The organism is Ochrobactrum sp. AP1BH01-1, from assembly GCF_018066705.1.
GTDB lineage: Bacteria > Pseudomonadota > Alphaproteobacteria > Rhizobiales > Rhizobiaceae > Brucella.
In genome coordinates this window covers 946,232-971,336 of record NZ_JAGPOU010000001.1, presented here as the reverse complement: position 1 = coordinate 971,336, position 25,105 = coordinate 946,232, and the positions used below count along the sequence as shown (strand labels likewise).

Below are 25,105 nucleotides of genomic sequence, written 5' to 3'. Positions count from 1 at the left end.
CCGAATGAAGGCAAACCATAATTCATGAGTCCGATCCATCCTGTCACGATGTGCCGCCGTCAAGGAAACTGAACATGTTACGCACTCTTTCGGAAGAAATCGCAGTCAATCTGAAGGACCGCCTGCGTGAGGTTCGATACATGATTCGTTGCAATCGCCACGACAGCTTGCCGGGTGCTCCACGACATAGCGATATACCGTCTCCTGAACTGTTGCTGGAACATGCGGCAAGCATGATGGACAGGGCGCTGACGACAGCCGAAACTATTTCCATTTCGCTGATTTCGTCGGACCCGAAAGTACATAACAGCGCGCCGCATGTGAAAAGCCTTTCGGTTTATTTTGGCAGCAGCGGGGAAGGGGTACGCGCTTTCCGCAAGGATATGTATTATCTCACCAAGGAAGTGCTGCGCCGCCATCAGTTGCAAAACGTGCTTATTCAGGAAGCCGCATTTGTAACGGTCCATGCGAGGATGATGCGAAAACACGGCTCGTTGCTGAAGAGCGCGTTTTGCGCAGAAGCAGGTGAAACAAAAATTGCGGCAACGTCAAAAGCCGTGACCGCCCTGTTTCTGGAAATGCTTGGCGAAAGGCCGGTACGATTTATTTCGATGGATGGTCATTGCGACCCGCAGGCCTTGCGCAAATTCGAAACGACCTGTTTTGCAGCGGTGGGACTTGCCTGCGGTCTGGCCACTGCAAAGGCGGCCGATCTGACGGGCGTCGATCCTTTGGAAAGTGCAATTCTGGCGCTGGACGTGCGCCACGATCGTCTCATGCAGGCATCAGAAGATCGCGATCAGACGCAGCTCGAAACTTTGTTCCAGACGCTAATTGCTCATCTTCCCTGACCCCGGGGCAGCCGGCTGAAACATATCCAAGATCAGCTTCTTTGCCCGGGGAATTGACGCCGGGCTCATGCTGAGTTCGGTCAGCCCCATTCGCAGGAACTCACCGATGAGTTCCGGCTTGCCTGCCGCCTCGCCGCACATGCCGACCGTGATGCCTGCTTCCGTTCCGGCTTTCGCAGTCATCTCGATTGCCGCCATTACAGCCGGGTGGCTTACATCGTTGAGTTTCGCAACGGTTGGGTTGAGTCGGTCCGCAGCCATTACATACTGTGTCAGGTCGTTGGTGCCGATGGAGAAGAAAGCCGCTTCCTTTGCAAGTTCTCGCGCCGCGAAAACCGCCGCCGGGGTCTCGATCATCACGCCAAGATCAAATCCGGCAAAAGCCTTGCCTTCGCTTTCAAGCTCGCTGATGCATTCGCTGATAAGGCGTTTGGTTGAGCGGATTTCTTCGACATCCGAAACCATCGGCAACATGACTTTGAGATTGCCGTTAACCGCTGCGCGCAAGAGCGCGCGCAACTGCGGCTTGAACACGTCCGGGCGGTCCAGGCACATGCGGATGCCGCGCCAACCCAGGAAAGGGTTTTCTTCCTCCGGAAATTGAATGCCCGCAATTGGCTTGTCACCGCCTATATCCAATGTGCGAACGATGACGGGGTTCGGTGCAAAGGCTTTCAGAAGCGCCGAATAGGTTTCGGTCTGCATATCCTCTGAAGGCAGGTGAATATGCTTCATGAAGAGAAGTTCGGTTCGGAAAAGCCCGACACCCATCGCGCCGGCTTCAAGGGCGACTTCGATTTCTTCCAGCGCACCCATATTTGCCGCGACTTCTATGATCGTGCCGTCGGTTCGGCGTGGGGTGGCGGAGCGGTAGGCATCCAGCGCCTGCTTTTCCTGCAAGGCCCTGGAAATGCGTGCTTCAATTTCGTTGCGGGTAGCGTCGTCAGGATCGGAGTGAACGATGCCTGAACTTCCATCCACCGCTACGGTTTTCGCGTTTCGTAGTTGTTGCACGGCGCTTCCGAGGCCCAAAACTGCTGGAATGCCATGTGTGCGCGCAATAATGGCGACATGCGATGTCGCACCTCCATGTCCGCAGACAACACCTTTGATCTTCTTGAGTGGCGCGCGCGCCAGATCCCAGGCGCCGATGTCTTCGGCAATCAGCACCGAGCCTTCCGGCAAACCTTCCAGATTGACGTCGTCTTTTCCGAGAAGCGCAAGACAAATCTGACGGCTGACAGCGTGAACATCGTCTGCCCGTGCGTTGAGATAGGGATCATCAAGGGTCGCGAACTGCCCCGCAACTGTCGAAGCCGCGGCGAGCATGGCTGAAACAGCATCGAGACCGCCGCGAATAAGCCCAAGCGCTTCATCCGTCAGGCTGTCATCCGCCGCAATATCCTTTAGCGCTGCGATAATGCCTCTGTCAGTGTCAGCGAGATCACCGCTGGAAAGGGAAGCATCCATCCGCTGCTGTACGGTAGCGATGGCGGCTCTGAAGTGAGCAATTTCAGCCTCTATTTCAGCCGATGCCAACTTTCGGCCCAAAGGCTTGATTTCTTCGGGAAAGAACGGAAAAGCTGTGCCCAGAGAGATGCCTTCGCTTGCGCCGACACCTTTTATCTGCCCTGCGGGAAGCACTGGGTTGATCGCGGCTTGCAACGTGGTTTCGGCTTCAGGTGCAGCCGAAGGTTCAGGTGTGACGGGGGTTGCTGTTTCCTCCAGCCCCGCCTGTGGGTTTTCCAGATAGCCGATCAAGGCTTCGATGGCTTCAATCGCATCTGCTCCATCGGCACGAACGGTCACCTCATCGAGCTCTTTGACGCCAAGCAGCATCAGCTTGACGGAGCTTTTGGCGCTTACGCTTTTCCCGGCCTTGGCGATTTCAATATCACTCTCAAAACCCTTGGCCAGTTTAACGAAGCGGGTTGCAGGGCGCGCATGCAGCCCCTCACGCACCCGGACGATAGTCGAGCGTTCCATCTATGTAAGCCTCAAATCGATACTGAAACCTCCCAACGTCCTCGGCGTTGGAACCTGTTCCAATTATCTGTTTTAACACGCAATCTTAAGCCTTGGGAGGTCCGGTTTCAGCCGCCTATGGTTATAATCTGCCCTTCCTTCAGAGCAGCGACAAGCTCTTCGCCCGCTATTTCACTGGCACAGATTTCACCGGGACGATCTGTCGAATCTGCCCCCGTGAATGAAATGACGACATGTCCGATTTCGCGCACTTTTTGCCAGGCGCTTTCGCCAACGGCGGTGATTTCGGCCTTGAGTGCACCGATTGCGATCTTCGTTCCTATGGCAGGAGCCGAAGCCTCGGGGCCTTCCTCCACCACGTGGAGGACAGATACTTCCGCCAGTTCCGGGGGGGAACCGTCAGCAAACAGGATGAGAACGCCGCCTTCAGCGAGGTCCGCGACTTCCGGGCCGATTGCGGTGATCCGCGTTTTCAGATGTATCGACATAGAGGCGGTCCTTTCTTTCTATGGTATTCGATGCTTGGCGAAACCGATCGGAAAACATCGTTACTGCACGTGTTTGGGAGGGTGCCCGCCGCCGCCTTTGCTGCGGCGGGCTGAAAGTTCAAAGCACCGCGAGGCTGACCAGCCATGCGATCAGAACCGAAAGCGGGCCCATGATCTGACGGCTGATCAGAACTGCTGGCACACCGATCTCGATGGTCTTGGGTTTGGCTTCTCCGAGCGCCAGACCGACCGGCACGAAGTCGCAACCGACCTGCGTGTTATAAGCAAACAGGGCGGGCAAGGCCATCGCCGGTGCGATTGTGCCGTTTGCAATTTGCGGGCCGATAATCGCCACGCCGACGACCTGCGCGATAACCGCACCCGGTCCGAGGATTGGCGACAGGAACGGCAGCCCGCAAATTGCGGAAAGCACCAGCAAACCGACAATATTATTGGCCAGCGGGCCGAGCGGCTGTGCGAGAATATCGCCGATGCCGGTATAGAGGATCAGGCCGATCAGCATCGTCACGAAAGCCATGAACGGCAGAACGTTACGGATAACCTGATCGATTGTGCGGCGTCCGGCCTGGAAGAAGATGCCAACGACGCGACCCATGACGCGGCCGATGCTGCTGATAAGTCCGACAAGGCCGCCTTCGCTTGGCTGCTCCACAGGCGCTGGCTTTTCTTCCTCAACGGCAGCTGCAGCCGGAGCTGCGGCGGCTGAGCCATCGGCCGGAACAATGTTTTCCGGCTTCACGCCTGAGACATAGATGTCTTCGGTGATGAATTGCGCCAACGGTCCTGCCTGTCCGACCGGCGTGATGTTCACGGTCGGGATGCGCTTGCGTGGATAGACGCCGCAACGGGCTGTGCCGCCGCAATCGACAACCACGACTGCCATTTCGCTTTCGATTGGTGGTGAGCGAAAGCCGTCAACGGCTTCCGCGCCTGTCAGTTCGGCGATCTGGCGTGCAAGCGGATGGATACCGCCGCCAGTGACCGAAACCACCTTGTTGCGCTGATCGGTCGGCTGAATGACAAGCGGGCCACCCCAGCCGTTTGAGCCGCGGGAAATCTTGACTGCCTTATAGGTCTTAACCATGGTTTTCTCCCCCGTGCCGACTTAAAGCTCGATGCCCTGACGCCGCGCCATGATGGCGGTGATGCGTTCAGTGAGCATGCCTTTGAGGAGGATCACCACGAGACCCACAATGGCGTACCAGATGGCGACATTGATGTGATAGCCGGTTGGAACCGCGCCTTTTTTCTCAAGCTCCAGAAGGGCAACCAGAACGCCACCCCAGACAAAATATTCGCCGGGATTGATATGCGGGAAGAGACCCAGCGGCGGATGGACGTAGGACACAGCCGCATCATAGAAGGCGGGTTTGTATTTTTCGTCCAGGAACGAGCCGAATGTGTAAGCCATCGGGTTAGTCAGGAAGAATACCGAAAGAACCGGCAGAACCGTGTAGCGGGTGAGCGCAATTCGCCCCGCGCTGCGTGCGATGCCATGCACGCGCTTTTCGCCGACCAGTTCGGTTACGGCATAGAAGGCGGTCATCAGCACGACGAGTGTGGGAATGATGCCGGTGACAAACCCTGCAAAAACTTCGCCGCCTTTCTGGAAGACGCCAATGAAGTGCTTGCCGATGGAGGCAAGCCAGCCAAGCTGCTCTTCCTGCTGGACGTTCTGAAGCCGTTCCTTGAACTGATCCACGGTAATCCCGCTGCTACCAGCGTCGCCCGGCGCGGTGGTGGTTGCTTGTGCAAGCTGCAAAAGGTCATTTCCGGCGTGCTCTGCGGCATGTTTGCCATGCAGCGCCGCATCGGAAATCATGCCGCCAGCCATGTGTATGGATTGAATTGTTACGTCGGCGTGTTGCGCCAACATCGTCACTATCGACATTGCTCCTCCTCGATTGCTTGTTTCAGGCAAGCAACTCCTATGCTCCCACTGCCTTCAGACCTTCGAGTTCGATCCCGTCGGATTGGTTACTTATGCGACCGATCTGCTCTATCGCCTGCGTGGCGGCAGCCACCACTTCAGGCGTTCCTTCTCCAATAGCGGGATTGTCCTGCAATTCGCCGAGACGCATTCCCTCAAAACCTTCGCGGCGGATGAATTTTGCAAAAACCGTTCTTCCGCTCATCTGGAGGAAGCGTCGCACAACCAGGTTGCGATCTACGACGATCAACACGATGACACCTTTGCCGAAGCGTCCCCGTACATGCCCCGCGCCAACAAAGCCGTCGGAATATTTCGAAGTGATGCCCTTCATCACATCGGAGTAGTGACCCATCTGGAACCAGACCCCAAGCGACTGGAAGCCCCACAGCAAGGCGAGCGCCAGCAAAGCCCATTGCCAGATAGCCATCTTGTTCTCCTCCCACGAAGGGCGAACGCGATATTTTCGGAGTTCGCCTTTCGTCAATTAGAGAACATTTGTCTTCTTGAATGTCAATATGTATAATTTTATCGTTACCGGAAGACGAATGAAGACTGACATTTCAATTGGCTTCGCGTAATGTCGCCTGCAAACAGGAGGCCGCTTGCGCTATGGATTTGCTGCTTAGGGAACAAATGGCATCGATGCCCGATCTGCGTCATCGACTGCGTCAGCTGCGTTGGTTCAGGGCGACATTTCGCAAGCATGCAAGCCTTCTGCATGATCTTTATGGTGTTGAATACGATATTAATGAGAAGAAGCTCACCGAGGCGTTTTTGAACTGGGTGGAGCTGGTCGACCAGAACAAGCGTTTTGCCAAGGTGGATCGCAAGGATTTTATCACCTTCGCAGCTGGCCTTGTGCTGCGTGAACTGATCCGTTTGTCGCCCGCGAAGGTCGTCTCACCGCCAAATCGGGCCAGTGGCGACGCTGCGCGCCTTTATGAGATCGTCAGCTTCTGGCCCGAGGGTTTTCTCTACACCAACTATTGCATCTGCGCCATTGCCGCCGTGCAGGAACAGGAGTTCGGCACGGTTCCGGATATAGATCAATGTGCCGACGAGTTGCGTACATGGTGGTCCTATAAGGAAAATATCGCCGAAATGCCCGGGTATGCCATTGCATTTCTCGATAAGTTTCTTGGTGGAGAGCCCAACTGGGTTATGCCTGATCTGGCATCCGCACGCGCAGCGGTGAAGCGCGCGCTGGGCGCAGATAAACCGGTTACGGAAATCCGGAATAAATAGTCGCTGCTTCACTCTGCCGTCTCCCCCTGTTGGAGGGGGAAGGCCGTCCAGGTGTCGCGGCTTTTGACTGGTTCAATCCGCCTCTTGGACATAATGTGGACAGAGCATTTCCAGCAACTTGTGAAGAACAGGAAATAGCTCTTATCGGCATAGACGGTTGCCAAAAAACCATATTTAGCCAACAAGGGTTGGTATCAAACGCTCAGCGTCAAGAATGGAACGTCACTTGAAACGCATCAAAATCGGCTTGGTTTGTCTCTTTCTGGCAGGTGTTTTGCCAGCGCATGCTTTTGAAGCCGGTTCTCCGGCCCTTTTGAAGCCTTCGCCGGAGCAAGTTCAAGCCGCTCATCTGACAGCGGAATTCCTCACACGTTTTCACTATCGGCCTGTCCCGCTCGATGATGCGTTGTCGGTTCGGATCATGAACCGGTTTATTGACTCGCTGGACCCGGATCGCCTCATCTTTCTCCAGGCGGATGTCGACAAATTCCTGACCGGCAGCAAGGAGATCGACGATGCTATCGACCGGCAGGACCTGACCATTCCCTTTTCCATTTTTAACGTCTACCAGACGCGCATCATCGAGCGCATGACGTTTGCGCGCGGTCTGCTCAAGCAGAATTTCGATTTCAGCAAGCAGGAAAATTTCTCCATCGTGCGCGACAAGGAGCCGTGGCCGCGATCGAACGAGGAAAGCGATGATCTATGGCGCAAGCGCGTCAAGAATGACTGGTTGCGTCTGAAGCTCGCCGGCAAGGATGATGCGACTATTCGCAAGACGCTCGATAAGCGCTATGAGAATTCCATCGAGCGCACGTACAAGTATAAAAGCGATGATGCCTTTCAGTCATTTATGGCTGCCTATACGACATCAGTCGATCCCCATACCGACTATTTCGGCGTCAAGGCTTCGGCCGAATTCGACATTTCGATGAAGCTGTCGCTGGTTGGTATCGGCGCTGTGCTTCAGGAGAGAGACGACTATACGACAATCCGCGAACTTGTTGCCGGTGGCCCGGCGCAGTCGTCGGGCAAGCTTTCCGTGGGCGACCGTATCATCGGCGTTGGTCAGGGCAAAGACGGTCCGATCAAGGAAGTGATTGGCATGCGCCTCGATGAAGTTGTACAGATGATCCGCGGTGACAAGGGATCGGTCGTGCGGCTCGATATTCTTCCGGCCGATGCCGGCGCCGACGGCAAGCACCATGTCATCACGCTGGTTCGTGACAAGATCAGCCTCGATAAGCAGGCCGCAAAGAAAACGATCCTTTCGGTAAAGGACGGAGACGTTACCCGTAAGATCGGTGTGATCACTCTCCCGGCGTTCTACGAAGATATTCAAGCGCGACGCAAGGGTGACAAGAACTACAGGAGTGCGAGCCGCGATGTTGCCAAGCTGATCGCCGAGTTGAAGCAGGATAAGGTCGATGGTGTCCTGGTTGATCTGCGCAACAATGGTGGCGGTTCGCTGAGCGAGGCGATTGATCTGACAGGTCTGTTTGTCGGAAAGGGACCGGTCGTCCAGCAACGCAATGCAAACGGCGAAGTCAAGGTTGAAAGCGACAATCTCCCGGCTCCCGCCTGGAAAGGACCGCTGGGCGTGCTCATCAATCGCGGCTCTGCTTCCGCTTCAGAAATTTTTGCTGCGGCAATACAGGATTACGGCCGTGGCGTGGTCATCGGCGAACCAAGTTTCGGCAAGGGAACCGTGCAGACCGTGGTCGATCTCGATGAAGTGGCCAACAATCCCAAACCGGAATATGGTGAGCTTAAATTTACTGTAGCACAGTTCTTTCGTGTTGACGGTGGAACGACGCAATTGCGCGGCGTGACGCCCGATATAAGCCTGCCTGGGCTCTTCGATCTCAAGCTTATCGGTGAATCGAGCTTCGACAATGCTTTGCCTTGGTCGCAGGTAAGCGCCGCGAAATACAAATCATCCGACGATATTAAGGCGTTGTTACCAAAGCTGCGAAAACTGCATGAGGAGCGTGTGCAGAAATCCCGAGAGTTCCAGGACTTTGTGGAAGATGTTGCGGCGCTCAAGGCACAGCGTGAGAAAACGGTCATCTCCCTTAACGAAACTGTGCGGCGCAATGAGATGACTGCTCAGGAAAATCGCGCCAAAGCTCGCGGAAAAACCGATGATGGTATTGATACGCAGATTGACGACGGCCTGCAGTCGAATGAGCGAAGCCTGAGTGCTGATTTGGCAATCGAGAAAAGCCGCCAAAACGCCACTGATGTTCTGCAAAAGGAAGCCGCTGCAATTGTGACCGATCTGGCGGTCCTGCAAGGCAATGCGCCCCAACGTGCGGCAAATTAAAGCGGCCGCCGGGGCCGCTTTCTCCGTTCCAGTATAAAAAGAAGCCGACCGCGAACGGTTCGGTCGGCTTCGAGAGAACTTGCCGCGTATGGCGGCTTCCAACTTAACGCACTGATGCGATATCAGCAAAATCGATTATTTTCCCATTTCAGGCGTAAGCGGCTTTCCTTCCGGCACAAAGCGCAATCCCGTTCCGAGCGGACAATCAAAGACCAACGGGTCAGATAGAGGCTTATAGGTCGATGGAGACAGCCTTCTAAACGTGAGGGTCGCGGTATCGTTCGGTTTCACTCTGTATTGATTAATTTCTGTAACGGGCGTGCCATCGGGCATGACCGTAAAGTGGGTATGAGCATAAGCAATAGTGGAGTTTGGCTCGGGGAGTATCAGGAAGCTACGGATAGGAAGCCCTCCAATAGGCTTTCTATCGGACTTGCTTGTTCCCGACTTGAGTGTGCATTGGTTTAGATCGAGAATGGAAGTCGTGGGGACTGCATTCATAAGCCGGTCGCGCAGTTGTTCGAACTGCGATGGTGTGTCTGCTGCCAGAGCATAGCCTGGTATCAAACCTAAAATGACGGCTAGTGCTGAAAAAGTTTTGCGCATCTTCTGACCTTCCAGAGTAAAGTGGGACGAAGCATCAGACACCATCAGTTTTTACTCAATCCCAAACATTAGGTCGCGATTTCGCGGACGAGATAACAACTGGTACACGCCTGCTCTGGCCTTTGATGACAAAACACCCAGCCGGAACCAAAGCCCGCCTCCAGCCAGGCCCGAAACAGCCATAGCCTTGGTCGCAACGGCATGAATAGCCCTATAGTTTTCTTGCGCCCGTCCAACGAGGCATAGGACATTTTGAGACGCCATGCTCTTGAAGTGACGGGCGGCGATCGACAGAGAAGACCCGGCTACGCAATGCCTCCATCGATATAAACTTTCCGCGCAAGGGACCGGGCGAGCTTGCCCGAGGACGTATAAGGAAGTGTCTTTGGTGGCACGGTGACAATTTGAGCATGCAACCCAAATGAAGAGCTTATGCTTCCTTTCACCTTCTTCAAGACGAGATTTTTCTTGTCTAAAAGAGTATATGGCAATTCGATCAAAATGACGATTTCAGTTTCGGAATCCAGCTCTACGGAAAACGCGGCCGCACGCGTCAGTATTGACCCGGAAGCATCAACGGCTGCCAATTCAATATCTTGTGGCCAGATATTACGTCCGTTATGGATTATCATCTCTTTGGACCGGCCCGTTATGACGACTTGTCCGTCAGTGAGATAGCCGAGGTCTCCTGTATCCAGAAAACCATCTGCGCTCGCAGACGAGGCGTGAGCCGGCCCTTCACTGATATAACCCGACATAATACTGGGGCCCCGGATCAGCACGTGGCCGAGATGCCGATCGGGAAGAGGCTCCTGCTGGTCATTAGTCACAATTAAATCATGACCGGGCAATGGCCGACCACAAATCACAAATGTCTTTAACGCGTCGGAGGGATCATCAGGATTTGCTGGAGTGGCTATATTTTTGTCCTCCAGTATTCTTCTATTTACGTGATCTGTCTGCAATCCTCGCGAGAAGCTCACCATCAACGTAGATTCCGCCATCCCGTAACTGGGCACAAATCTGGCCGGGTCAAATCCCGCCGACGCCATCGTTTCACCAAAAGACCTTAGAATATCGTGGTGGATCATGTCGCCTCCTACACCAGCGATCCTCAGGGCAGAGAGATCAATCGCTGGTCTGGAAAGTAGGAAACGTTGTTCGGCCAATCTGTAAGCGAACGGCGGAGCATAAGTAATGGTGGACCTGTTACGCGACATGAGTTCCAGCCAAACAGCGGGCCGTCTCGCGAAGGTTGACGGTGAAATATAGTCCGCCGAAATCCGGGCAAAGAGTGGCGCAAGAGAAAAACCTACCAGTCCCATGTCGTGATAAAGGGGTAACCACGAGAATGTGCGATCCGAATGCTCTATTCGAATACACTCCTCAAGCATGCCCTTTATGTTATTTGCCAAGGCGGCTTGCGAGATCGCAATGCCTTTTGGTTCAGCGGTCGAGCCCGACGAGAACTGGATATAGGCAAGTTCATCCTTTTGCAGCGGTTCGGGCGGTTGATTTCCGGCGCCTGTCTGGACAGCTGTAAACGAAATGGGAGGTATACCCGCTTCGCGTTCCAGTTGCTCCGATATGCTTGCAAGATTATCGGGCAGGCAGATCACCGAGGCATGAGCCGTCCTCGCAAGCAAAGAGATGCGTGAAATATAGGTGGATTTTCCTCCAAGATAGATGGTGTGCGGAAGAGGGCAGGGGACCAGCCCGGCATATTGGCAACCGTAAAAAATGAAGAAAAACTCAGGGCAAGTCTCGGCAGCAATGGCAACCCGGTCTCCCCGAGAAAGACCCAGAGATCGCAATGCCTGCCCCATTTTGATGGCTTCTTCGCGCAAGCTTTTGTATGTAAATGCGTGTTCCAATTCCCCCTTTTGGTTGTAAATACGGACATCGTTATCTGTCTGCGCGGCTAAATCGAGAGCTTCCGCGACGGTCCCAAAACTGCCGAAGGAAAGGACAAGCGGAGCGCCGGTTCTTTTAGTCCGCAATCAAATAGCCTCCTTATACTACGCGCCTGACGAAAGGCAGTCGTTTCTGCTCCTTTACGCTGTCATCGTATTCGCGCTGGATATCTTAGCATCCAGCCAGTGAAAGCGTACCGGTTGTCCACCTTCCCGCAGCATCTGGGACTTCCAATGAAACGCTGGAGGGGCATCGCTTGTCAGTTCCAGCCGAACCTTATCGAGAAAGACGCTCAGGAACGTGGTCACTTCAACCATTGCGAAATGTTTCCCTCCACAGATGCGTGGCCCGATGCTGAAGGCCATATTGCCGCCTGATATCTTCTGGTTTTTATGACTGTCGATATTCAGCGCCCATGGGTCGGCTCTAAAACGCCTGTCGTGTTGAACTCCGATGAATGAAATCATGACATTCTGTCCGGCTTCAATGTTCTTGTCGCTGAGTTGGTCCGCATCAATCGCGTAGCGGGCTACGATAGGAGTCGGAGGATAAAGCCGAAGCGTTTCGGATACGAATTGCGAAAGCGGCTCCAGCGACGATAGATCTTGCCAGCTTGGTTGCCGCGTAAGCCAGAAATTTTTGGCCAGAGAGCGTAGGCGCTCCTGTATGTCAGGATGTTTTGCCAGCAAATAACAAAGCCATCCCATCGCCGCAGCGGATGTTTCAGAGCCGGCTGCGATGAAAGCCATCAGCTCATGTTCCAGAACGACGCGGTCTTCCATTCTCCGATCAGCGTCCAGCAGGTCGTCGAGCAGCGATGTGCTGGGAGCGCGTCCGTCACGAAAGTAATGAAGCGCGTGCAACATTTTCTTGCGCAACTCGGTAAGCTGGAGGAGCCTTTCCCGGTAAAGTTTGCCCGTTCGTCCGTGAGGGACGAATGAATATTCAGAACCGTATTGCATCAATTGAGCCAGAAGTGAAAGATCGAGCTCGGTCTCTTCCAATTTGGCTCCAAAGAAGTTGTCGATCAGTACACTCGCCGTCATGGTTCGCAATATGTCATCGTCGAGCGTCTCACGCGAAAGGCTCTGCGCAACCAGACGATCAAGCGCGGCAAGTGCGTAGTTCCTGGCCAGACTAAAGGTCTTTTCCCGGTCGAATGTGTTGAAATAGGTCTGAGTTAATTGTCGCCTGATTTCCCAAGCGCGTCCATCTTCCGAAAAACGGGACGCGCCAAGCATCTGGCGAAGCCAAGCCATGTTTTTTCGATAATTCTTGGCATTCCTGCGCAAAATATAATCGGCTTCTTCCAGTCGCTGGATGATCAAAACGTCAACGCCACTGAGATTTCTCACAACGTTTTGCCCGTTATATTCCTCGGCCAGTTGATAAAGCTGCGCGCATATTTTCGAGGACGGATTCATGGCTGTCGATTTTGAAGCAGCTGCGCCAGATCTTTCACCGACCGCATCTCAAGCAATTCTACCGGATCGACCTCATGGCCAAGGCTCTTTTCTATCTCCAGGACAATTAATTCGAACGTCAGACTGTCCAGCTCTCCGAGAGAACTGATGTCTGCATCTGTCTGAATGCTTTCCTTTGGGATGAAGAGACACCCAGAAAGTATATCTTTGGCTCGTTCTACATAATCGACGGTCGTGTCCATATTATTTTTTCCGAACAACTGCATTAGGCGCAACACGGTGAGGTTCTTTTCCTCCACGCGCATATTTATATGATGCAAACAGAAGTATATCGAGGCGCTTTCCGTCCGATGCGCGGCACTCCTGTTTTAAATGGCCTTCAAGTTCAAATCGCGGGTTGTTCTTGAAGTTGAAGAGCATTGCATAGTTCCTCGCCAGAATACGCGCGGTAAATTTTTCGATGTCCCGTGTTTCGTAAAAATGATCAATAACGGCATCTATCGTGGACCACAGTACGTGCTTTCCCAAGTAGTGCTTATCGCCGATCCCGGTTGTGATACTGCCGATCTTGTGATGTCGATTTACGTCGATTGTGTAAAAGCCAACGAGGGCATCGCCCGAAAATATTCCGAGAAAATAATTATGGAAGTTATCGAAGCGTGAGACAAAAGACCTCAGACTTTCCAAAGTGAAATTGAGGTTCTCGAGATTAAGGCCGCGCAGCATCTCAGCTTTATTGAACCACTCGAGAAACTCATCTGTGACATCCCGGGGTAAGAGTGTGCGGACGATGTAGTCGTTAGTCTCCAGATTGATGCTGTTATCAATCTGCTTTTCGCCCGGTGCCGGGGGAGCCGTTTGCAACGGTATAATGACCGGGCGTTTCGGGATAGAAAGAACCACCATTAACCTCTCCCTGTCTGTTGAGGGGCCGCCGTGTTGGCAGGCAAGGCCCACTGTGACCAGATTTTTTGAGACAGAAGAACAACACTCGCGACATCAAGCCATCCGGAGCGAAACCAACCCGCTATTGTCTCAACTGGGAGCGAACGATAGGCGGGCTCGTTGATGGCCAGAAGCCGAGCTGCCGTCGCATTCTGGCCCGCTGGGCCCACAAACTGCACCAAGCTTTGCGTTAGCACACCGCTGTCTCGCAGCAAGCTGGCGAACTCTGCTCCAACTATTCCGTCATGATATCGTTGCTGCGCAGCGGATGCAATTTCACGCAGAAGCGGGGTTGGGTTTCCTGCGCTATCAAACAAGCGGATGTTTTTGTGCGAATCTGCATTTGGGATGATGGCCTGACAATCCATGTCAGCAATCAGGACACCATTGTCCTGATCAGGCAGTTTTTCCAATGTGAAAGGATAGAGCTGGAAGGTCCTTGGGATGTAATGACCGGGCAACCATTGACCGTCTTTTTGCACAAAGGCATTCACCTTTCCGGAAAGGCTCATTATGACAACAGGAACGACGTTATCGTTTTCCAGGAAAAGTACGGGATAGTGTTTTGCCGCCAATGGAATTTCATTGAATCCTAACGGGACGACCGCGATTTTCTTAGCGAAATCAAAATTTTGCTTTTTAAGAAAGCCATAATCACGATGGGTTTCTGCACATATTATACATGGTTTGCGAAAAAGAAGTGTTTGGGTTGATTGCACCATCATATCCACTTCATCATCTAGCGCATATTTTTTAGCATTTACTGGAAGTCTTTGAAACGGAATGTTTCTTCATCGGGATTTGACCTTCCGACGGATGTAATCGAAGAAGAATGTGTCGGCGCAGAAACACACTAAATGACGATATCTCCGTTTATTAGAGTTTGTAAATATTATCTGTTTATTTTTTAGGATATTCTATTATTATAGCGACAAAATGGGATTTTTCAATTGAGGTGAATTCTACGCAAACGGAGCTCTGCCAATGAGGGAAGGCATCGTCGTTGCAGGGGGGGGGAGGCTACTCTACAGTACGTGGTATAAAGCAGCGGCTGACTGCTTCCGTTGCGTTAATTCTATTCACTATCGATCCAATTTCTGGTGCTTATGCCAATGATTGGATCGGACCGCCTGACGGCGACTTCTTTCTAAACGGCAATTGGAGTGATGGCGCCGGGCCGCAAGGCGGGACGTCGGTGTTTGCCTCTGGGTCCGCAAACGGAACGATTGACTTGGCAAATCCCATCAATAGTTCGCTCGCGCGAATTATTGGAACCGGAGCCGGAAGCGATGCGTCCGTGGTCATTAATTTTCTGACGCAGGATTCAAATCCCGGCTCAATCGACCTGGGCGCAGGAAGTGGCCCCTTCTTGCTGGGCTCCAATGGCGCAAATGGATCTCTGACTCTGGTCCTGGATGGACCCACTCATATCGGCCTGTCCGCGGAGTCTTTTATTATTGGCCAGAATGCTGGCAGCGCGGGTGTTCTGAACCTGATCGGAACGGGAAAAGAAACCGGTGTTCCGCCCGAAGGGCCTCTTGAACTTGGCTATTCCTGCTATTCCTGCGCTCCGATGTTCAACTTTTCGAATGGAGCAATAGTAATCGGGTCCGAGGAAGGAACCGGCACGGTGAATGTTCAGGGGGCGTCTCTGGGCATTGGAGCTTATGGCCTGGCGATCGGCGACGGTGTTAGTAGCAATGGCACTCTCAATGTGCTTGCCGGGGGGAAGCTGGGTGATAATTATACAGGCGTCGGTGGCACCGTGGTCATTGGTAATAATGGAGGCGCAGGGCAACTGAACGTTGACGGGACCACTGCAACAAACAGAAATGAGGCGCCTGTAGCCCTGCTGAACAGGGGATTTACCATCGGCAACGGCGCGGGCAGCGTGGGCTCAGCGAACATACTATCGCAGGGGAAGGTACATAGCTTTATCAACTACAGCCTTGCAAACGATCCGTCCCTGACCCGTGAAGAACTGGATACCCGCGTTGGCGTCGATGGAGGCAGCGGTCGTATTTTCGTATCTGGGTCAGGGTCGGTATGGTATCAGTCCGGCGTTGCCCAAAACTATATTGGCGGAGCAGGTACTGTTGCAACAGATCCTGGGGTTTTGAGGGTTGGGCAAAGTGGTCGCGGGGAAGTGTCCATCGCCGATCAGGGGTTGGTGAGAATTGGTTCTGCCACCATTCTCGGGCAGGATCTTTACGAGGCCGATCGGTATCGCAACGTCTATGAGCTGCAAGATCACATTTCCACGGGCACTCTCATTCTTGGTGCTGAAAGCTCCGGTACCGGCGTCTTGAGCATCGGCGGTGCACAGGGGCAGCCTGCAATGGCACCGGGGCGCCTGATGGCAAAGACGGTCGAGTTTGGAAATGGTTCTGGTCTCATTCGGTTCAACCACACCGATATGAATTATGTCTTCGACATATTTACCGATGATTTTTTTGGTATTTCCCACGGTGATGTAAACATCGCCCTTGTTGGAGCGGGAACTATTGAGGCTGCTGCAGGCCGTACTTTGTTGAACAATGACCATACCGAATTTACAGGAACCCTGCAGCCGAGCAGCGGCATTCTCCAAGTCAATGGGGATATTTCCACCGCCTCAGCGAATGTTCTGTCAGGCGGCGTGCTGGAGGGGGTCGGTATCGTAGGAGACACCAATAATGCTGGTGTAATTGCGCCCGGAAGAACGCCGACTGGAGCACAAGGCAGGTTGGACTCAATTGGAACTCTGACCATTGCAGGAAACTATAATGGAGCAAACGGAATAGTTGCCATAGACGCCGTACTTGGCGACGACAGTTCGCTGACCGATATGCTGGTAATCAACGGCAACACGGCGGGTTCCGGTCGGGTAAAGGTGACAAATGTGGACGGCCCCGGTGCTCTTACAAATGATGGCATCAAGATCATCGAGGTCGGCGGAAATTCATCGGCCTTATTTACCCTCTTGGGAGATTATACTTATGAGGGCCAGCAGGCCGTTGTTGGCGGAGCGTATGCCTACCGACTTTATCAGGGTGGTGTATCGACGCCGAGTGACGGTGGCTGGTATCTTCGCTCTGTCTTGAAGCCTGTTGAACCTGAGCCTGGCCCCGGGGGCGAACCTGAGCCCGAGCCGGAGCCGGAACCTCTCTATCAGGCAGGTGTGCCGACCTATGAAGCCTATCCGCAGTTTCTGTTGGGGCTGAACGGCCTGCCGACATTGCAACAGCGTGTGGGCAATCGTTACTGGAGCAATTCTGGCAACGTCATGTTGTCCGAGGGGGCAGACCCTGTCGGTTCGCCCTATGCTCCCCCCGAGGAGGCGGGCGTATCCATTGAGAATAATGGTATCTGGGGACGACTTGAAGGCGCTCATTCCAAATTTGAGCCTCGTTTCTCTCGGTCAGACACTGCTTATAGCTTCGACACCTTCCGTATGCAGGCCGGTATTGATGGCCTGTTTGCGGATAACGAAGACGGAAAGTTAATTGGAAGTCTGAGCGTGCATTATGTGCACGGCAAGGCTAAGACACGTTCTGTCCACGGCGATGGAGAGATATCGACTGATGGCTATGGGTTAGGAACGTCGTTGACGTGGTATGGCAACAATGGCTTTTATGTCGATGGCCAAGCCCAGGTGACCTGGTATGACAGCGATCTCAATTCCACTCTTGCCAATTTCGGATTGACTGATGGCAATGACGGATTTGGTTATGCGCTTTCACTGGAGAGCGGCAAGCGTATCGCACTAAGCGAAAATTGGTCAGCAACGCCGCAGGCCCAGTTGGTTTATTCTAACGTGGACTTTGATAGCTTCAGGGATGTTTTCGGTGCCAAGGTGATGTCTGATCGGGGTGACAGCCTGCAGGGCCGGATCGGCTTGAGCTTGGAGCGCCAAAACTCCTGGTACAATGAAAAGGGCCTCGTCAACCGGACCCATTTCTATGGAACCGGCAACCTGTACTATGAGTTTCTGGACGGAACGAAGGTAGATGTCGCGGGCACGAGCTTTGCATCCGCAAATCAACGCCTGTGGGGTGGTGTCGGCTTTGGCGGCAGTTACAATTGGGACAATGACAAGTATTCGATCTACGGCGAGGGCTCGATTAACACCAGCCTGACTGAATTCGCTGATAGTTATACCTATAAGGGTAATATAGGTCTTCGCGTAAAGTGGTAACAGGATAAAGTTAGAAACGTTCATCTTTGCATGTCAAAGGTGCTTAGACCGTTTTCCTATCTGAATAAATCGGAATGGCGTTACAAATTTCTGTGGTATCGTTATCAGCAAGTCGAGGTCACACTTCTTGGTCGGGCACGACCGGGCGCGCAAGAGCAGACTGGCTATGCAGTAGGGCAAAACTGTCATGATCTTTTGGAAATGCACCAGTCCAGGTTCGACAAAACAACTCGATCTTGATCCTGCACGGCTGGTTTTTATCGACGAAACACGGACCGCAACAAATATGGCGTGTTCACACGGGCGCTGCCTCCAGCCTTCTTTACCTGGAAGCTAAAAATGCTCTTGCATTCTGCGGATGCAATTCAGCATGAAAGGGAAATATCTTATAAGTAGATTCGACTATTGAGATATGGCATGCGGTTGTTTCCAGAAAAGTATTTTATCGATATTTTTTATCATACAACAGGCGGGAGGTGGTGCGCGATGAAATCCCGCACGGCCAAAACGAGTTGATTCAGTGGTTGATCGTCATGATAAACTGGCACTATCTGCCTTATCAGCGACTGGAGAGCGGCAGTTCCATTTGCTCGATCTTTTCCGGGTTGCATGTCATAAGCCTGCGCTGCGGCAAGCAATTCGATGGCAATGACAATCTCAAGATTGGCCAGTATCGCAAGCGCCTTGTCGGCAGCGGGGGTCGCATGGGTCAGCATATCTTCCTGAAGCGCGGACGTGATACCCCCATCCAAACTGGCTGGAGCGGCGAGACGGCGGTTCTCCGCAACCAGAGAAGCAGCGGTATACTGAATAATCATGAAGCCTGACGACACGCCGCCCGGTTCCGCAAGGAAGGCCGGCAGGCCGCTGACCAACGGGTTAACAAGGCGATCTATTCGCCGCTCCGATATTGCTGCGAGTTCGGCGGCGGCCACCCCCAGACTATCCATTGCCAGTCCCAGTGCTGCTCCAACAGCATGAGCTTGAGAATGAACTTCTGGATGTTCCGGAGTACCGGCTACAACGGGGTTGTCAGTTACGCTTGCTAGCTCCCGGTCCACTACGCGTCCCACTTCCTCGTGTACGTCATGGATGGCGCCATGAATCTGGGGAACTGCTCGCAGACTGAGCGGGTCCTGCGTGCGAGAACCGGCCGAAGAAGCCAAAAGCTCACTGCCGTCAAGTAGCCGTCGCAATCTTTGGCTCGTTTTCTCGATGCCAGCCGATTTGCGCAGCGCGAGAGGCGCTGCAGCAAAGGGATTATTCTGCGCGCCCAGCATCTCGTAGGTCAGTGCAGCAGCTGCATCCGCCCAACCAAGAAGTCGTTCCAATCGTGCAAGTGCCAAACTGGCCAAACCGGTCGCGCATGGCGTTCCATTAACCAGAATGAGCCCCTCCTTGGCTTCGAGTATAATTGGGTCTAACCCGACACAACGCATGGCTTTGTCCCCACTGATACTACGACCGTCTACCTGAGCACTGCCTTCACCGATTAAAACCAAACCGATTGCGGCCGCGTGGGTAAGATAGCCAACCGATCCCTTTGACGGTATCTGTGGCAGAATATCCGCATTCAGCAGGGCTATGAGTGCGCTGAGCGTTTTCGTGCGTATGCCCGAATAACCATGTGCCACATTGGCAATCTGAGCAGCCATGATTGCTCGTGTCTCTTCTCGCCCAAGGATAGGCCCCACGCCGCACGAATGGCTGAGCAAAATATTCCGTGACAGTTGTTGTTGATCGTGACGATCAATCACCTCGTCGCAAAGCGCTCCGACCCCGGTATTAATTCCGTAGCCTCTTATTTCCTTTTCGATGATTGCGTCGACAATCGTCCGTGCGCGCTTCACCCTGAGCAATGCCCCTTCCGACAACGCAAGGCTGTTGCCTGCGGCTATAGCTGCAACCTCACGCCATCCCAGCCCGGCATCCAGTCGTGTTATGCTATGGGCGTTCATCGGGCTATTCCCCTCATTGAATTGTCAGGTCTAACGCCGCATCAAAGAGACGGCTAAAAGCCTGCTTTTGTGTAACTATCTTCAAATTCTGTGCTGCGGCCACTCAATGGATTTTCATCCTATGGCGCACGCCGGATTGGTCCAGAGATCGGTAAGTCAATCCCATTGAGCAGTTTGATTAGTGTCTCGTTCATTTGGTAGCATGCTCGGGAAGAATGGCAATATTCATGCCATGATCTGACGAGTTTCACTCTCCCATTTTTGGTGCGACTTCCCATGGTGAGCCTCACCACGCTATGCCGTCATAGAATAGCTATTAGCGCCTCGGCTGCGTCTCCATCTATGATTAGGCCATTCACGATCCCACTTTTGAGCAGTGCTTTGGCTGCGGCGGCTTTTTCCTGTCCGGCGATGAGCAGGACCACTTGAACCTTCTTTAACTCGGCAAAGCTGAGAGCAATGGTACGCTGGTTCATCTCGTGCTCGACCTGCCGCCCATCCTTGTCAAAAAAGATACCGTTGGTGTCACCGATGGCACCGGCAGCACGCAGGCTCTCCAGTTCGGATTTGCTCAACATGTTCTGGCGGCGCAGCAGCGAATCCTCTGTCAGTTCACCGGCGCTGATGAAGCAGACGGAGGCTGTGCGAGCGATCTCCATCGCACGAGCCACGGAGCGTTGCGAAATGAGAACTTTTCGGTCTTCTGCGGAATCGGCGATGAAAGGAACAGGCAGGAAGAAGCCTTGCCCGCCTGTTCGTCGCGCCAGCATGTGCACGACTTCGAACGGATTGTAGGCTGAATTTGCGGTCAGCGATCCCATGACGGAAATGAAGCGCGCCTGCGGTGCACGTACACCGGCAAGTTGCAATGTCATCTGTTCAATGGTTCGCCCCCAACCGGTGCCGATGGTCGCTTGCTCATTGTCGGCGAGAAAGTTCTTCAGGTAAGTCGCGGCGGCGACACCAACGGCGCGGAAGGAAACCTGTTTGCGGATTTCCGATGCTGTGTCTTCATCAGCGTGGAAGCCAAATGGCGGTGTTGAAATACAAAAATCCAGACCGTACCGACGCATCAATTCGTTTTCTACCGGTAATGTCCCAGCGTTCTGATGATCAATGGAGATGCTGACCAGACCGCTTTCGCGGGCTTCGCCCAGTATCTTGTTCACGCGCGCCCGGGTCAGGCCCAGTCGGGATGCGGTCGCCTCCTGGTTGAATCCTCCAACGTAATAGAGCCACGCCACACGCACCATAAGGCTGTCTTCGGATTCGTTCATCGGTCCCTCGCTTCGATCGTACGCCAAAATTACAAATGTATTTTCATTTGACATTTGTAATTTGACGACGCTTAATACCAATCGTTCCGGCGGACAAGAGCGCGAAAGAGCGGACAGGTCAATCGGAATGGAACCTGAAGCAGAGGCGGCGGAATGGCGGTCCTGGAGGAGCAGGGACGGACATTCGCCGGTGCGCCGGGTGTGGAGGAATGGCGGAAGGGCGATGACGCCTTTCGTGACGGGCACTGAACAGCTCGAACTGAACTGAATGTGTGCCGGGAAACAGCAATTCAAAGCTAGATGTGGAGCCAACCACATGGCTTTTGGGAGGAAAAAATGGGTTCGGGACTTTTCAAGAAGACACTGGCTGTCGCAGCTCTGGCCATGCTCATGGGTACGGCAAGCGCGTCGGCCACCAACGTGGCCTGGGTGCATTCCAACGCTGCGGCGCAGTCCGAGCAGCGCGCAAAGGCAGGCTTTGACGCTTGGCTGAAGGAAACCAACAAGGATTGGAGCATCAGCGTTCTGGATAGCGGGGGCTCGGGTGAACGCACGGCATCGAATATTCAGGACGCCGCTTCGCGCGGTGTGGACGCGATCATCGTCAGCATGTCGGATTTACGCGCCTCGCGTGCTGCCATCGATTCAGCTGTTGCGGCCAAAATCCCGGTTTTCGCCATCGACAGCGGTCAGGTTGACGGCGTTGTGGTCGATGTTACCACCAATAACTGGGCAATGTCAGCGGATGTATCGCCCTATTTGCTCAATGAAATGGGCGGCAAGGGCAACCTGATCTTCCTGCGCATGGCCGAGCACCACGGCACGCGCAAGCGCGGCGACGTGATGGAAACCGTGCTGAAGGAATATCCGGAGGTGAAGGTCATCGCCGAGCACAATATCGACTATACGGCGTTCTTCGAAGATACGACCAAGACCATGCAGGACTATGCATCGCGGTTCGGCGAAGACATTAATGCCGTCTGGGCTCCGTGGGATGAGCCTGCACAGGCTGCCATCAACGCTTTGAACGCCGCCGGATTGAAGAATGTCAAAGTCATCGGCATCGATGGTCATCCGCAAGCTATCGAAGAAGTCTGCAAGCCTGACAGCCTGATGATCGCAACCGTTTCGCAGCCGTTCGAAAAGATGGGCGCGCAGACCGGCGAATGGATCGAGAGCATTGTGGTCAAGAAGGAAGACGCGGCAAAGGTCATTCCGTCGAAGACCGTTTATCTCGATGCGCCGCTTGTCACCAAGCAGAACTGCAAGGACTTCCTCCCGAAGAAGTAGGCAAGCCCCCAAAGTTGCCTGCGTCTGGCCGGAGCGTGAACGTTCCGCGCTCCGGCCCCTTTTGAGTGAATTGAATTCATGGGAGTTCTCCGATGGCGGTAAGCCTGTCGCAGATCGTTATGTCCTATCCTGGAACGCTGGCGCTGGACCAGGTGAGCGCCGAGTTCCGGTTTGATGAGGTGCATGGACTGATCGGAGAAAACGGCGCCGGAAAGACCACTCTGGTCAGTATTCTTGGCGGCAGCAAAAGTCCGACTTCCGGCACAATCACCATTGATGGTACGGAGGTGAAGCTTTCAAGTGCCGGTGATGCTCTGCGCAAGGGCATCGCGCATGTGTCGCAGGAAGGCAGCCTCGTTCCCGGATTGACCGGTGCGCAGAATATTTTGCTTGGCGATGAGCCGCGTCTGGGGCTTGGTGTCATTGACAAGCGCAAACTGTTGTCGCGCGCCAGCGATTTGCTCAATCGCTGGTTTCCGCAAGTTTCCCTCGATCTCGACCAGCAGGTCGACATGCTGCCGATGGCTGACCAGAAAATCATCGAGATCGTCCGCGCGTTGCGTGGCAATGTCCGGCTGCTCATCCTTGACGAACCCACTGCGACCTTGCCCGCACGCGAAAAGGAAAGCCTTTGGGAGATCATCAGGACCTTGCCACAGCAAGAGGTCGGTATCGTCCTGATCAGTCATTTTCTTTCCGAGATCAAGGCATTGAGCGATAGAATTACGGTTCTGCGCGACGGTCAGCATGTTGCGACGCTTCAGGCCACGGAAGCGAGCGAGGCGGGGCTGATTGACTTGATGCTCCAACGCTCCGGCGGCAAGACGGCGATAGGCCAGGAGACCGGCCAAAGCCGCAGTTTCGGCCCTGCGGTGCTGGAAGTTAATGATTGGCGTGCGGGCGGGCTGCACGTTGACAGCTTTTCCATCCGTGCCGGTGAGATCGTGGGCCTGATCGGCCTGACAGGCGCTGGCCATTTTGGTTTCGCCCGTTCGCTCTATGCGGCAAGCGGCGTCACCAGTGGCACCTGTCGTTTTCAGGGAGAAACGATTAACCGGATCGATGCACGCACCATGCAGAAAAAAGGTGTCGCGCTGGTTCCCGATCATCGCATGGAATATTCGCTGATCGGCGATTGGGATGTGCGTGAAAACCTTGCTATCGTGCATCCGTCATTTGCGGCTCTGGGCGGCACGGGCGTGTTGTCAATGCGTCGGGAAGCGCAGGAAGCCGACCGCACCATGCAGCTTCTGAACGTAAAAGCGCATTCGCGTAATCAGTTCGTGAAGGATTTGAGCGGCGGCAACAAGCAGAAAGTGTCGATCGGCAAGTGGCTTTACGGCGCAGACGATCACTACCGGCTGATGATTTTCATTGAGCCGACGGAAGGTGTCGATATAGGCGCAAAGCGTGAAATTCACGCGCAGATGCGCAGGCTCGCCGACAAGGGTGTGGCCATTCTGGTCACCTCGTCCGACCTTCTGGAAATTGCCGACGTGGCAGACCGTGTCATCCCCTTCGTGAATGGCTCTCCGGGTGCAGAAATTCCGCGTGAGGCCTTTTCCGAAGCGAAGTTCATTGCCGCAATGGCAGGAGTCATTCAATGAATACACAGAACCCCGCCGTTGCCCCGCAATCTTCGCGTCATGCGCAGAGCTTTGGCAAAAAGCTCAAGGGCGAATGGCTGCTGAAATATTCTACGCTCTTTGTGTTGCTCCTCCTGTTTGCGGGCTTCTCGCTGACCGTGGACCGCTTTCTGACAGCCAATAATCTGCTCAACATCCTTCAGCAGATCGCCATGCTTACCATTGTCGGCGCTGGCCTGACCTTCGGGTTTGCGGCGCGCGAAATGGACCTTTCGGTCGGCTATATGGTTGGCATGGCGGGGATATTGGTGCCGTTGCTTTTGGTTGCTGGCACGCCACTGCCTTTGGCGTTGCTGGCCGGGTTGGGGGCTGGATTTGTCGTGGGGGCCGTTAACGCCGCGCTTGTCACCCTCATCGGCGTGCCTTCATTGATTGCGACACTTGCGGTCGGCTCCATTCTTTATGGCATCAACTTTCTCATGACTGGTGGACGGGCGATTTATGGCGGTCTTCCCGCCAGCTATCTCTGGCTGGGACAAGGGCAACTTTTCGGTATTCCCGTGCTTGCCTATGCAATGGTCATAGTCGTGTTCGTCGCCTGGTTTATCATGGAGCGCACCGTTTTCGGCCGCTACATCTACGCGGTCGGCGGGAACCTCAAGGCCGCTGAACTTTCCGGGGTCAATGGCCGTTTCTATCGTGCGGCTGCCTTGATTGTCTGCTCGATTTTTGCAGCGGTCGCGGGAGCGCTTCTGGCCGCGCGTCTCGGTTCCGGCCAGCCCAACGCCGGTGAGCGCTATCTTCTCGACGGCCTTGCAACGGTTTTCATCGGTATGACCATGTTCCGCCCCGGCACGGCAACAATTGCCGGAACTTTCTTTGGGGCGCTTTTCATTGGCGTCATCAATAACGGCCTCAATCTGATTGGCATGGACACCTACATCCAGAGCATCGTCAAAGGCCTCATCATTCTCGTCGCGGTCGCGGTCGTTTCGCGTACCACCAAACTAAAGCTCCTGTGAGGCACTGAACCGGACATCATGAAAAATTTGCAACAGACAGGTCTGTCGGAGGCGCA

General features: G+C 54.0%; 20 protein-coding genes. 7 read left to right on the top strand and 13 right to left on the bottom strand.

The genetic code is table 11. The annotated features are described in order from the left end of the window. Window positions 1–74 precede the first annotated feature (74 nt). Window positions 75–851 (top strand): hypothetical protein, encoded by a 777-nt coding sequence (locus tag J9800_RS04550; RefSeq protein ID WP_114217042.1) that lies wholly within the window; start codon window positions 75–77, stop codon window positions 849–851. On the opposite strand, the gene ptsP is transcribed toward J9800_RS04550, so the two are convergent. The 5 genes from ptsP to J9800_RS04525 all read right to left on the bottom strand — a co-directional run bounded on the left by ptsP (window position 831) and on the right by J9800_RS04525 (window position 5,706). Continuing rightward, on the bottom strand, window positions 831–2,837 hold the full coding sequence (gene ptsP / locus J9800_RS04545) for a phosphoenolpyruvate--protein phosphotransferase (RefSeq protein ID WP_210845628.1): 2,007 nt from the start codon (window positions 2,835–2,837) through the stop codon (window positions 831–833). The genes J9800_RS04550 and ptsP overlap by 21 nt on opposite strands. Window positions 2,838–2,944: 107 nt before the next feature. Then, window positions 2,945–3,325, bottom strand: a complete 381-nt coding sequence (locus tag J9800_RS04540) for a PTS glucitol/sorbitol transporter subunit IIA (RefSeq protein WP_112590116.1) — start codon at window positions 3,323–3,325, stop codon at window positions 2,945–2,947. 118 nt (window positions 3,326–3,443) lie between these two features. Next, complete coding sequence (gene srlE, locus J9800_RS04535; protein ID WP_006471858.1) at window positions 3,444–4,430, bottom strand: PTS glucitol/sorbitol transporter subunit IIB; 987 nt, start codon at window positions 4,428–4,430, stop codon at window positions 3,444–3,446. 21 nt (window positions 4,431–4,451) lie between these two features. After that, window positions 4,452–5,237 (bottom strand): PTS glucitol/sorbitol transporter subunit IIC, encoded by a 786-nt coding sequence (gene srlA, locus J9800_RS04530; protein ID WP_210845626.1) that lies wholly within the window; start codon window positions 5,235–5,237, stop codon window positions 4,452–4,454. Between the two features lie 37 nt (window positions 5,238–5,274). After that, window positions 5,275–5,706, bottom strand: a complete 432-nt coding sequence (locus J9800_RS04525; RefSeq protein ID WP_114217045.1) for a transcriptional regulator GutM — start codon at window positions 5,704–5,706, stop codon at window positions 5,275–5,277. A 182-nt stretch (window positions 5,707–5,888) separates the two neighbouring features. On the opposite strand from J9800_RS04525, the gene J9800_RS04520 reads away from it, so the two are divergent. Beyond that, on the top strand, window positions 5,889–6,524 hold the full coding sequence (locus tag J9800_RS04520) for a hypothetical protein (protein WP_112590127.1): 636 nt from the start codon (window positions 5,889–5,891) through the stop codon (window positions 6,522–6,524). A gap of 214 nt (window positions 6,525–6,738) precedes the next feature. Then, entirely contained in the window at window positions 6,739–8,850 is a 2,112-nt protein-coding gene (locus J9800_RS04515) for a carboxy terminal-processing peptidase (RefSeq protein ID WP_114217046.1), read from the top strand. A gap of 135 nt (window positions 8,851–8,985) precedes the next feature. Here J9800_RS04515 and J9800_RS04510 read toward each other — a convergent pair whose 3' ends face one another. From J9800_RS04510 to J9800_RS04485, 6 genes are all read right to left on the bottom strand, one after another. After that, window positions 8,986–9,456: a VirK family protein gene (locus J9800_RS04510; RefSeq protein WP_162707475.1), complete on the bottom strand. Its 471-nt coding sequence runs from the start codon at window positions 9,454–9,456 to the stop codon at window positions 8,986–8,988. 305 nt (window positions 9,457–9,761) lie between these two features. Beyond that, the gene (locus tag J9800_RS04505; RefSeq protein WP_114217047.1) at window positions 9,762–11,456 is read right to left on the bottom strand and encodes an AMP-binding protein; all 1,695 of its coding nucleotides are present in this window, start codon (window positions 11,454–11,456) and stop codon (window positions 9,762–9,764) included. 54 nt (window positions 11,457–11,510) lie between these two features. After that, complete coding sequence (locus tag J9800_RS04500; protein WP_114217048.1) at window positions 11,511–12,794, bottom strand: cytochrome P450; 1,284 nt, start codon at window positions 12,792–12,794, stop codon at window positions 11,511–11,513. Continuing rightward, complete coding sequence (locus tag J9800_RS04495; protein ID WP_114217049.1) at window positions 12,791–13,036, bottom strand: acyl carrier protein; 246 nt, start codon at window positions 13,034–13,036, stop codon at window positions 12,791–12,793. Before J9800_RS04495 ends, J9800_RS04500 begins: the two co-directional genes overlap by 4 nt. Window position 13,037: 1 nt before the next feature. Next, window positions 13,038–13,700, bottom strand: coding sequence for a GNAT family N-acetyltransferase (locus J9800_RS04490; protein ID WP_205315987.1), 663 nt, complete (start codon window positions 13,698–13,700; stop codon window positions 13,038–13,040). Beyond that, window positions 13,700–14,464 carry a SapC family protein gene (locus J9800_RS04485; RefSeq protein WP_114217050.1) on the bottom strand — a complete coding sequence of 255 codons (765 nt, stop codon included), beginning with the start codon at window positions 14,462–14,464 and terminating at the stop codon, window positions 13,700–13,702. Before J9800_RS04485 ends, J9800_RS04490 begins: the two co-directional genes overlap by 1 nt. Window positions 14,465–15,312: 848 nt before the next feature. On the opposite strand from J9800_RS04485, the gene J9800_RS04480 reads away from it, so the two are divergent. Next, window positions 15,313–17,916, top strand: coding sequence for an autotransporter outer membrane beta-barrel domain-containing protein (locus tag J9800_RS04480; protein ID WP_114217088.1), 2,604 nt, complete (start codon window positions 15,313–15,315; stop codon window positions 17,914–17,916). Window positions 17,917–18,374: 458 nt separating this feature from the next. Here J9800_RS04480 and J9800_RS04475 read toward each other — a convergent pair whose 3' ends face one another. After that, window positions 18,375–19,874 carry an HAL/PAL/TAL family ammonia-lyase gene (locus J9800_RS04475; protein ID WP_114217051.1) on the bottom strand — a complete coding sequence of 500 codons (1,500 nt, stop codon included), beginning with the start codon at window positions 19,872–19,874 and terminating at the stop codon, window positions 18,375–18,377. Between the two features lie 302 nt (window positions 19,875–20,176). Continuing rightward, window positions 20,177–21,151 (bottom strand): sugar-binding transcriptional regulator, encoded by a 975-nt coding sequence (locus tag J9800_RS04470; protein WP_114217052.1) that lies wholly within the window; start codon window positions 21,149–21,151, stop codon window positions 20,177–20,179. Window positions 21,152–21,487: 336 nt separating this feature from the next. Between J9800_RS04470 and J9800_RS04465 the strand changes: the two genes are divergently transcribed. The 3 genes from J9800_RS04465 to J9800_RS04455 all read left to right on the top strand — a co-directional run bounded on the left by J9800_RS04465 (window position 21,488) and on the right by J9800_RS04455 (window position 25,049). Next, window positions 21,488–22,441: a sugar ABC transporter substrate-binding protein gene (locus J9800_RS04465; protein ID WP_114217053.1), complete on the top strand. Its 954-nt coding sequence runs from the start codon at window positions 21,488–21,490 to the stop codon at window positions 22,439–22,441. A 92-nt stretch (window positions 22,442–22,533) separates the two neighbouring features. Next, window positions 22,534–24,048 carry a sugar ABC transporter ATP-binding protein gene (locus J9800_RS04460; RefSeq protein WP_114217054.1) on the top strand — a complete coding sequence of 505 codons (1,515 nt, stop codon included), beginning with the start codon at window positions 22,534–22,536 and terminating at the stop codon, window positions 24,046–24,048. Then, window positions 24,045–25,049: an ABC transporter permease gene (locus J9800_RS04455; protein ID WP_114217055.1), complete on the top strand. Its 1,005-nt coding sequence runs from the start codon at window positions 24,045–24,047 to the stop codon at window positions 25,047–25,049. The genes J9800_RS04460 and J9800_RS04455 overlap by 4 nt, the downstream gene beginning before the upstream one ends. The last annotated feature ends 56 nt before the right edge of the window (window positions 25,050–25,105 follow it).

Bases quoted from the DNA above. Each gene is read 5' to 3' on its own strand.
- srlE (WP_006471858.1), bottom strand. From the start codon at position 4,430: ATGGTTAAGACCTATAAGGCAGTCAAGATTTCCCGCGGCTCAAACGGC.
- J9800_RS04510 (WP_162707475.1), bottom strand. From the start codon at position 9,456: ATGCGCAAAACTTTTTCAGCACTAGCCGTCATTTTAGGTTTGATACCA.
- J9800_RS04455 (WP_114217055.1), top strand. From the start codon at position 24,045: ATGAATACACAGAACCCCGCCGTTGCCCCGCAATCTTCGCGTCATGCG.
- J9800_RS04540 (WP_112590116.1), bottom strand. From the start codon at position 3,325: ATGTCGATACATCTGAAAACGCGGATCACCGCAATCGGCCCGGAAGTC.
- J9800_RS04480 (WP_114217088.1), top strand. From the start codon at position 15,313: ATGTTCAACTTTTCGAATGGAGCAATAGTAATCGGGTCCGAGGAAGGA.
- J9800_RS04490 (WP_205315987.1), bottom strand. From the start codon at position 13,700: ATGGTGGTTCTTTCTATCCCGAAACGCCCGGTCATTATACCGTTGCAA.
- ptsP (WP_210845628.1), bottom strand. From the start codon at position 2,837: ATGGAACGCTCGACTATCGTCCGGGTGCGTGAGGGGCTGCATGCGCGC.
- J9800_RS04520 (WP_112590127.1), top strand. From the start codon at position 5,889: ATGGATTTGCTGCTTAGGGAACAAATGGCATCGATGCCCGATCTGCGT.
- J9800_RS04460 (WP_114217054.1), top strand. From the start codon at position 22,534: ATGGCGGTAAGCCTGTCGCAGATCGTTATGTCCTATCCTGGAACGCTG.
- srlA (WP_210845626.1), bottom strand. From the start codon at position 5,237: ATGTCGATAGTGACGATGTTGGCGCAACACGCCGACGTAACAATTCAA.
- J9800_RS04525 (WP_114217045.1), bottom strand. From the start codon at position 5,706: ATGGCTATCTGGCAATGGGCTTTGCTGGCGCTCGCCTTGCTGTGGGGC.
- J9800_RS04465 (WP_114217053.1), top strand. From the start codon at position 21,488: ATGGGTTCGGGACTTTTCAAGAAGACACTGGCTGTCGCAGCTCTGGCC.
- J9800_RS04550 (WP_114217042.1), top strand. From the start codon at position 75: ATGTTACGCACTCTTTCGGAAGAAATCGCAGTCAATCTGAAGGACCGC.
- J9800_RS04495 (WP_114217049.1), bottom strand. From the start codon at position 13,036: ATGGACACGACCGTCGATTATGTAGAACGAGCCAAAGATATACTTTCT.
- J9800_RS04470 (WP_114217052.1), bottom strand. From the start codon at position 21,151: ATGAACGAATCCGAAGACAGCCTTATGGTGCGTGTGGCGTGGCTCTAT.
- J9800_RS04485 (WP_114217050.1), bottom strand. From the start codon at position 14,464: ATGATGGTGCAATCAACCCAAACACTTCTTTTTCGCAAACCATGTATA.
- J9800_RS04475 (WP_114217051.1), bottom strand. From the start codon at position 19,874: ATGAACGCCCATAGCATAACACGACTGGATGCCGGGCTGGGATGGCGT.
- J9800_RS04515 (WP_114217046.1), top strand. From the start codon at position 6,739: ATGGAACGTCACTTGAAACGCATCAAAATCGGCTTGGTTTGTCTCTTT.
- J9800_RS04500 (WP_114217048.1), bottom strand. From the start codon at position 12,794: ATGAATCCGTCCTCGAAAATATGCGCGCAGCTTTATCAACTGGCCGAG.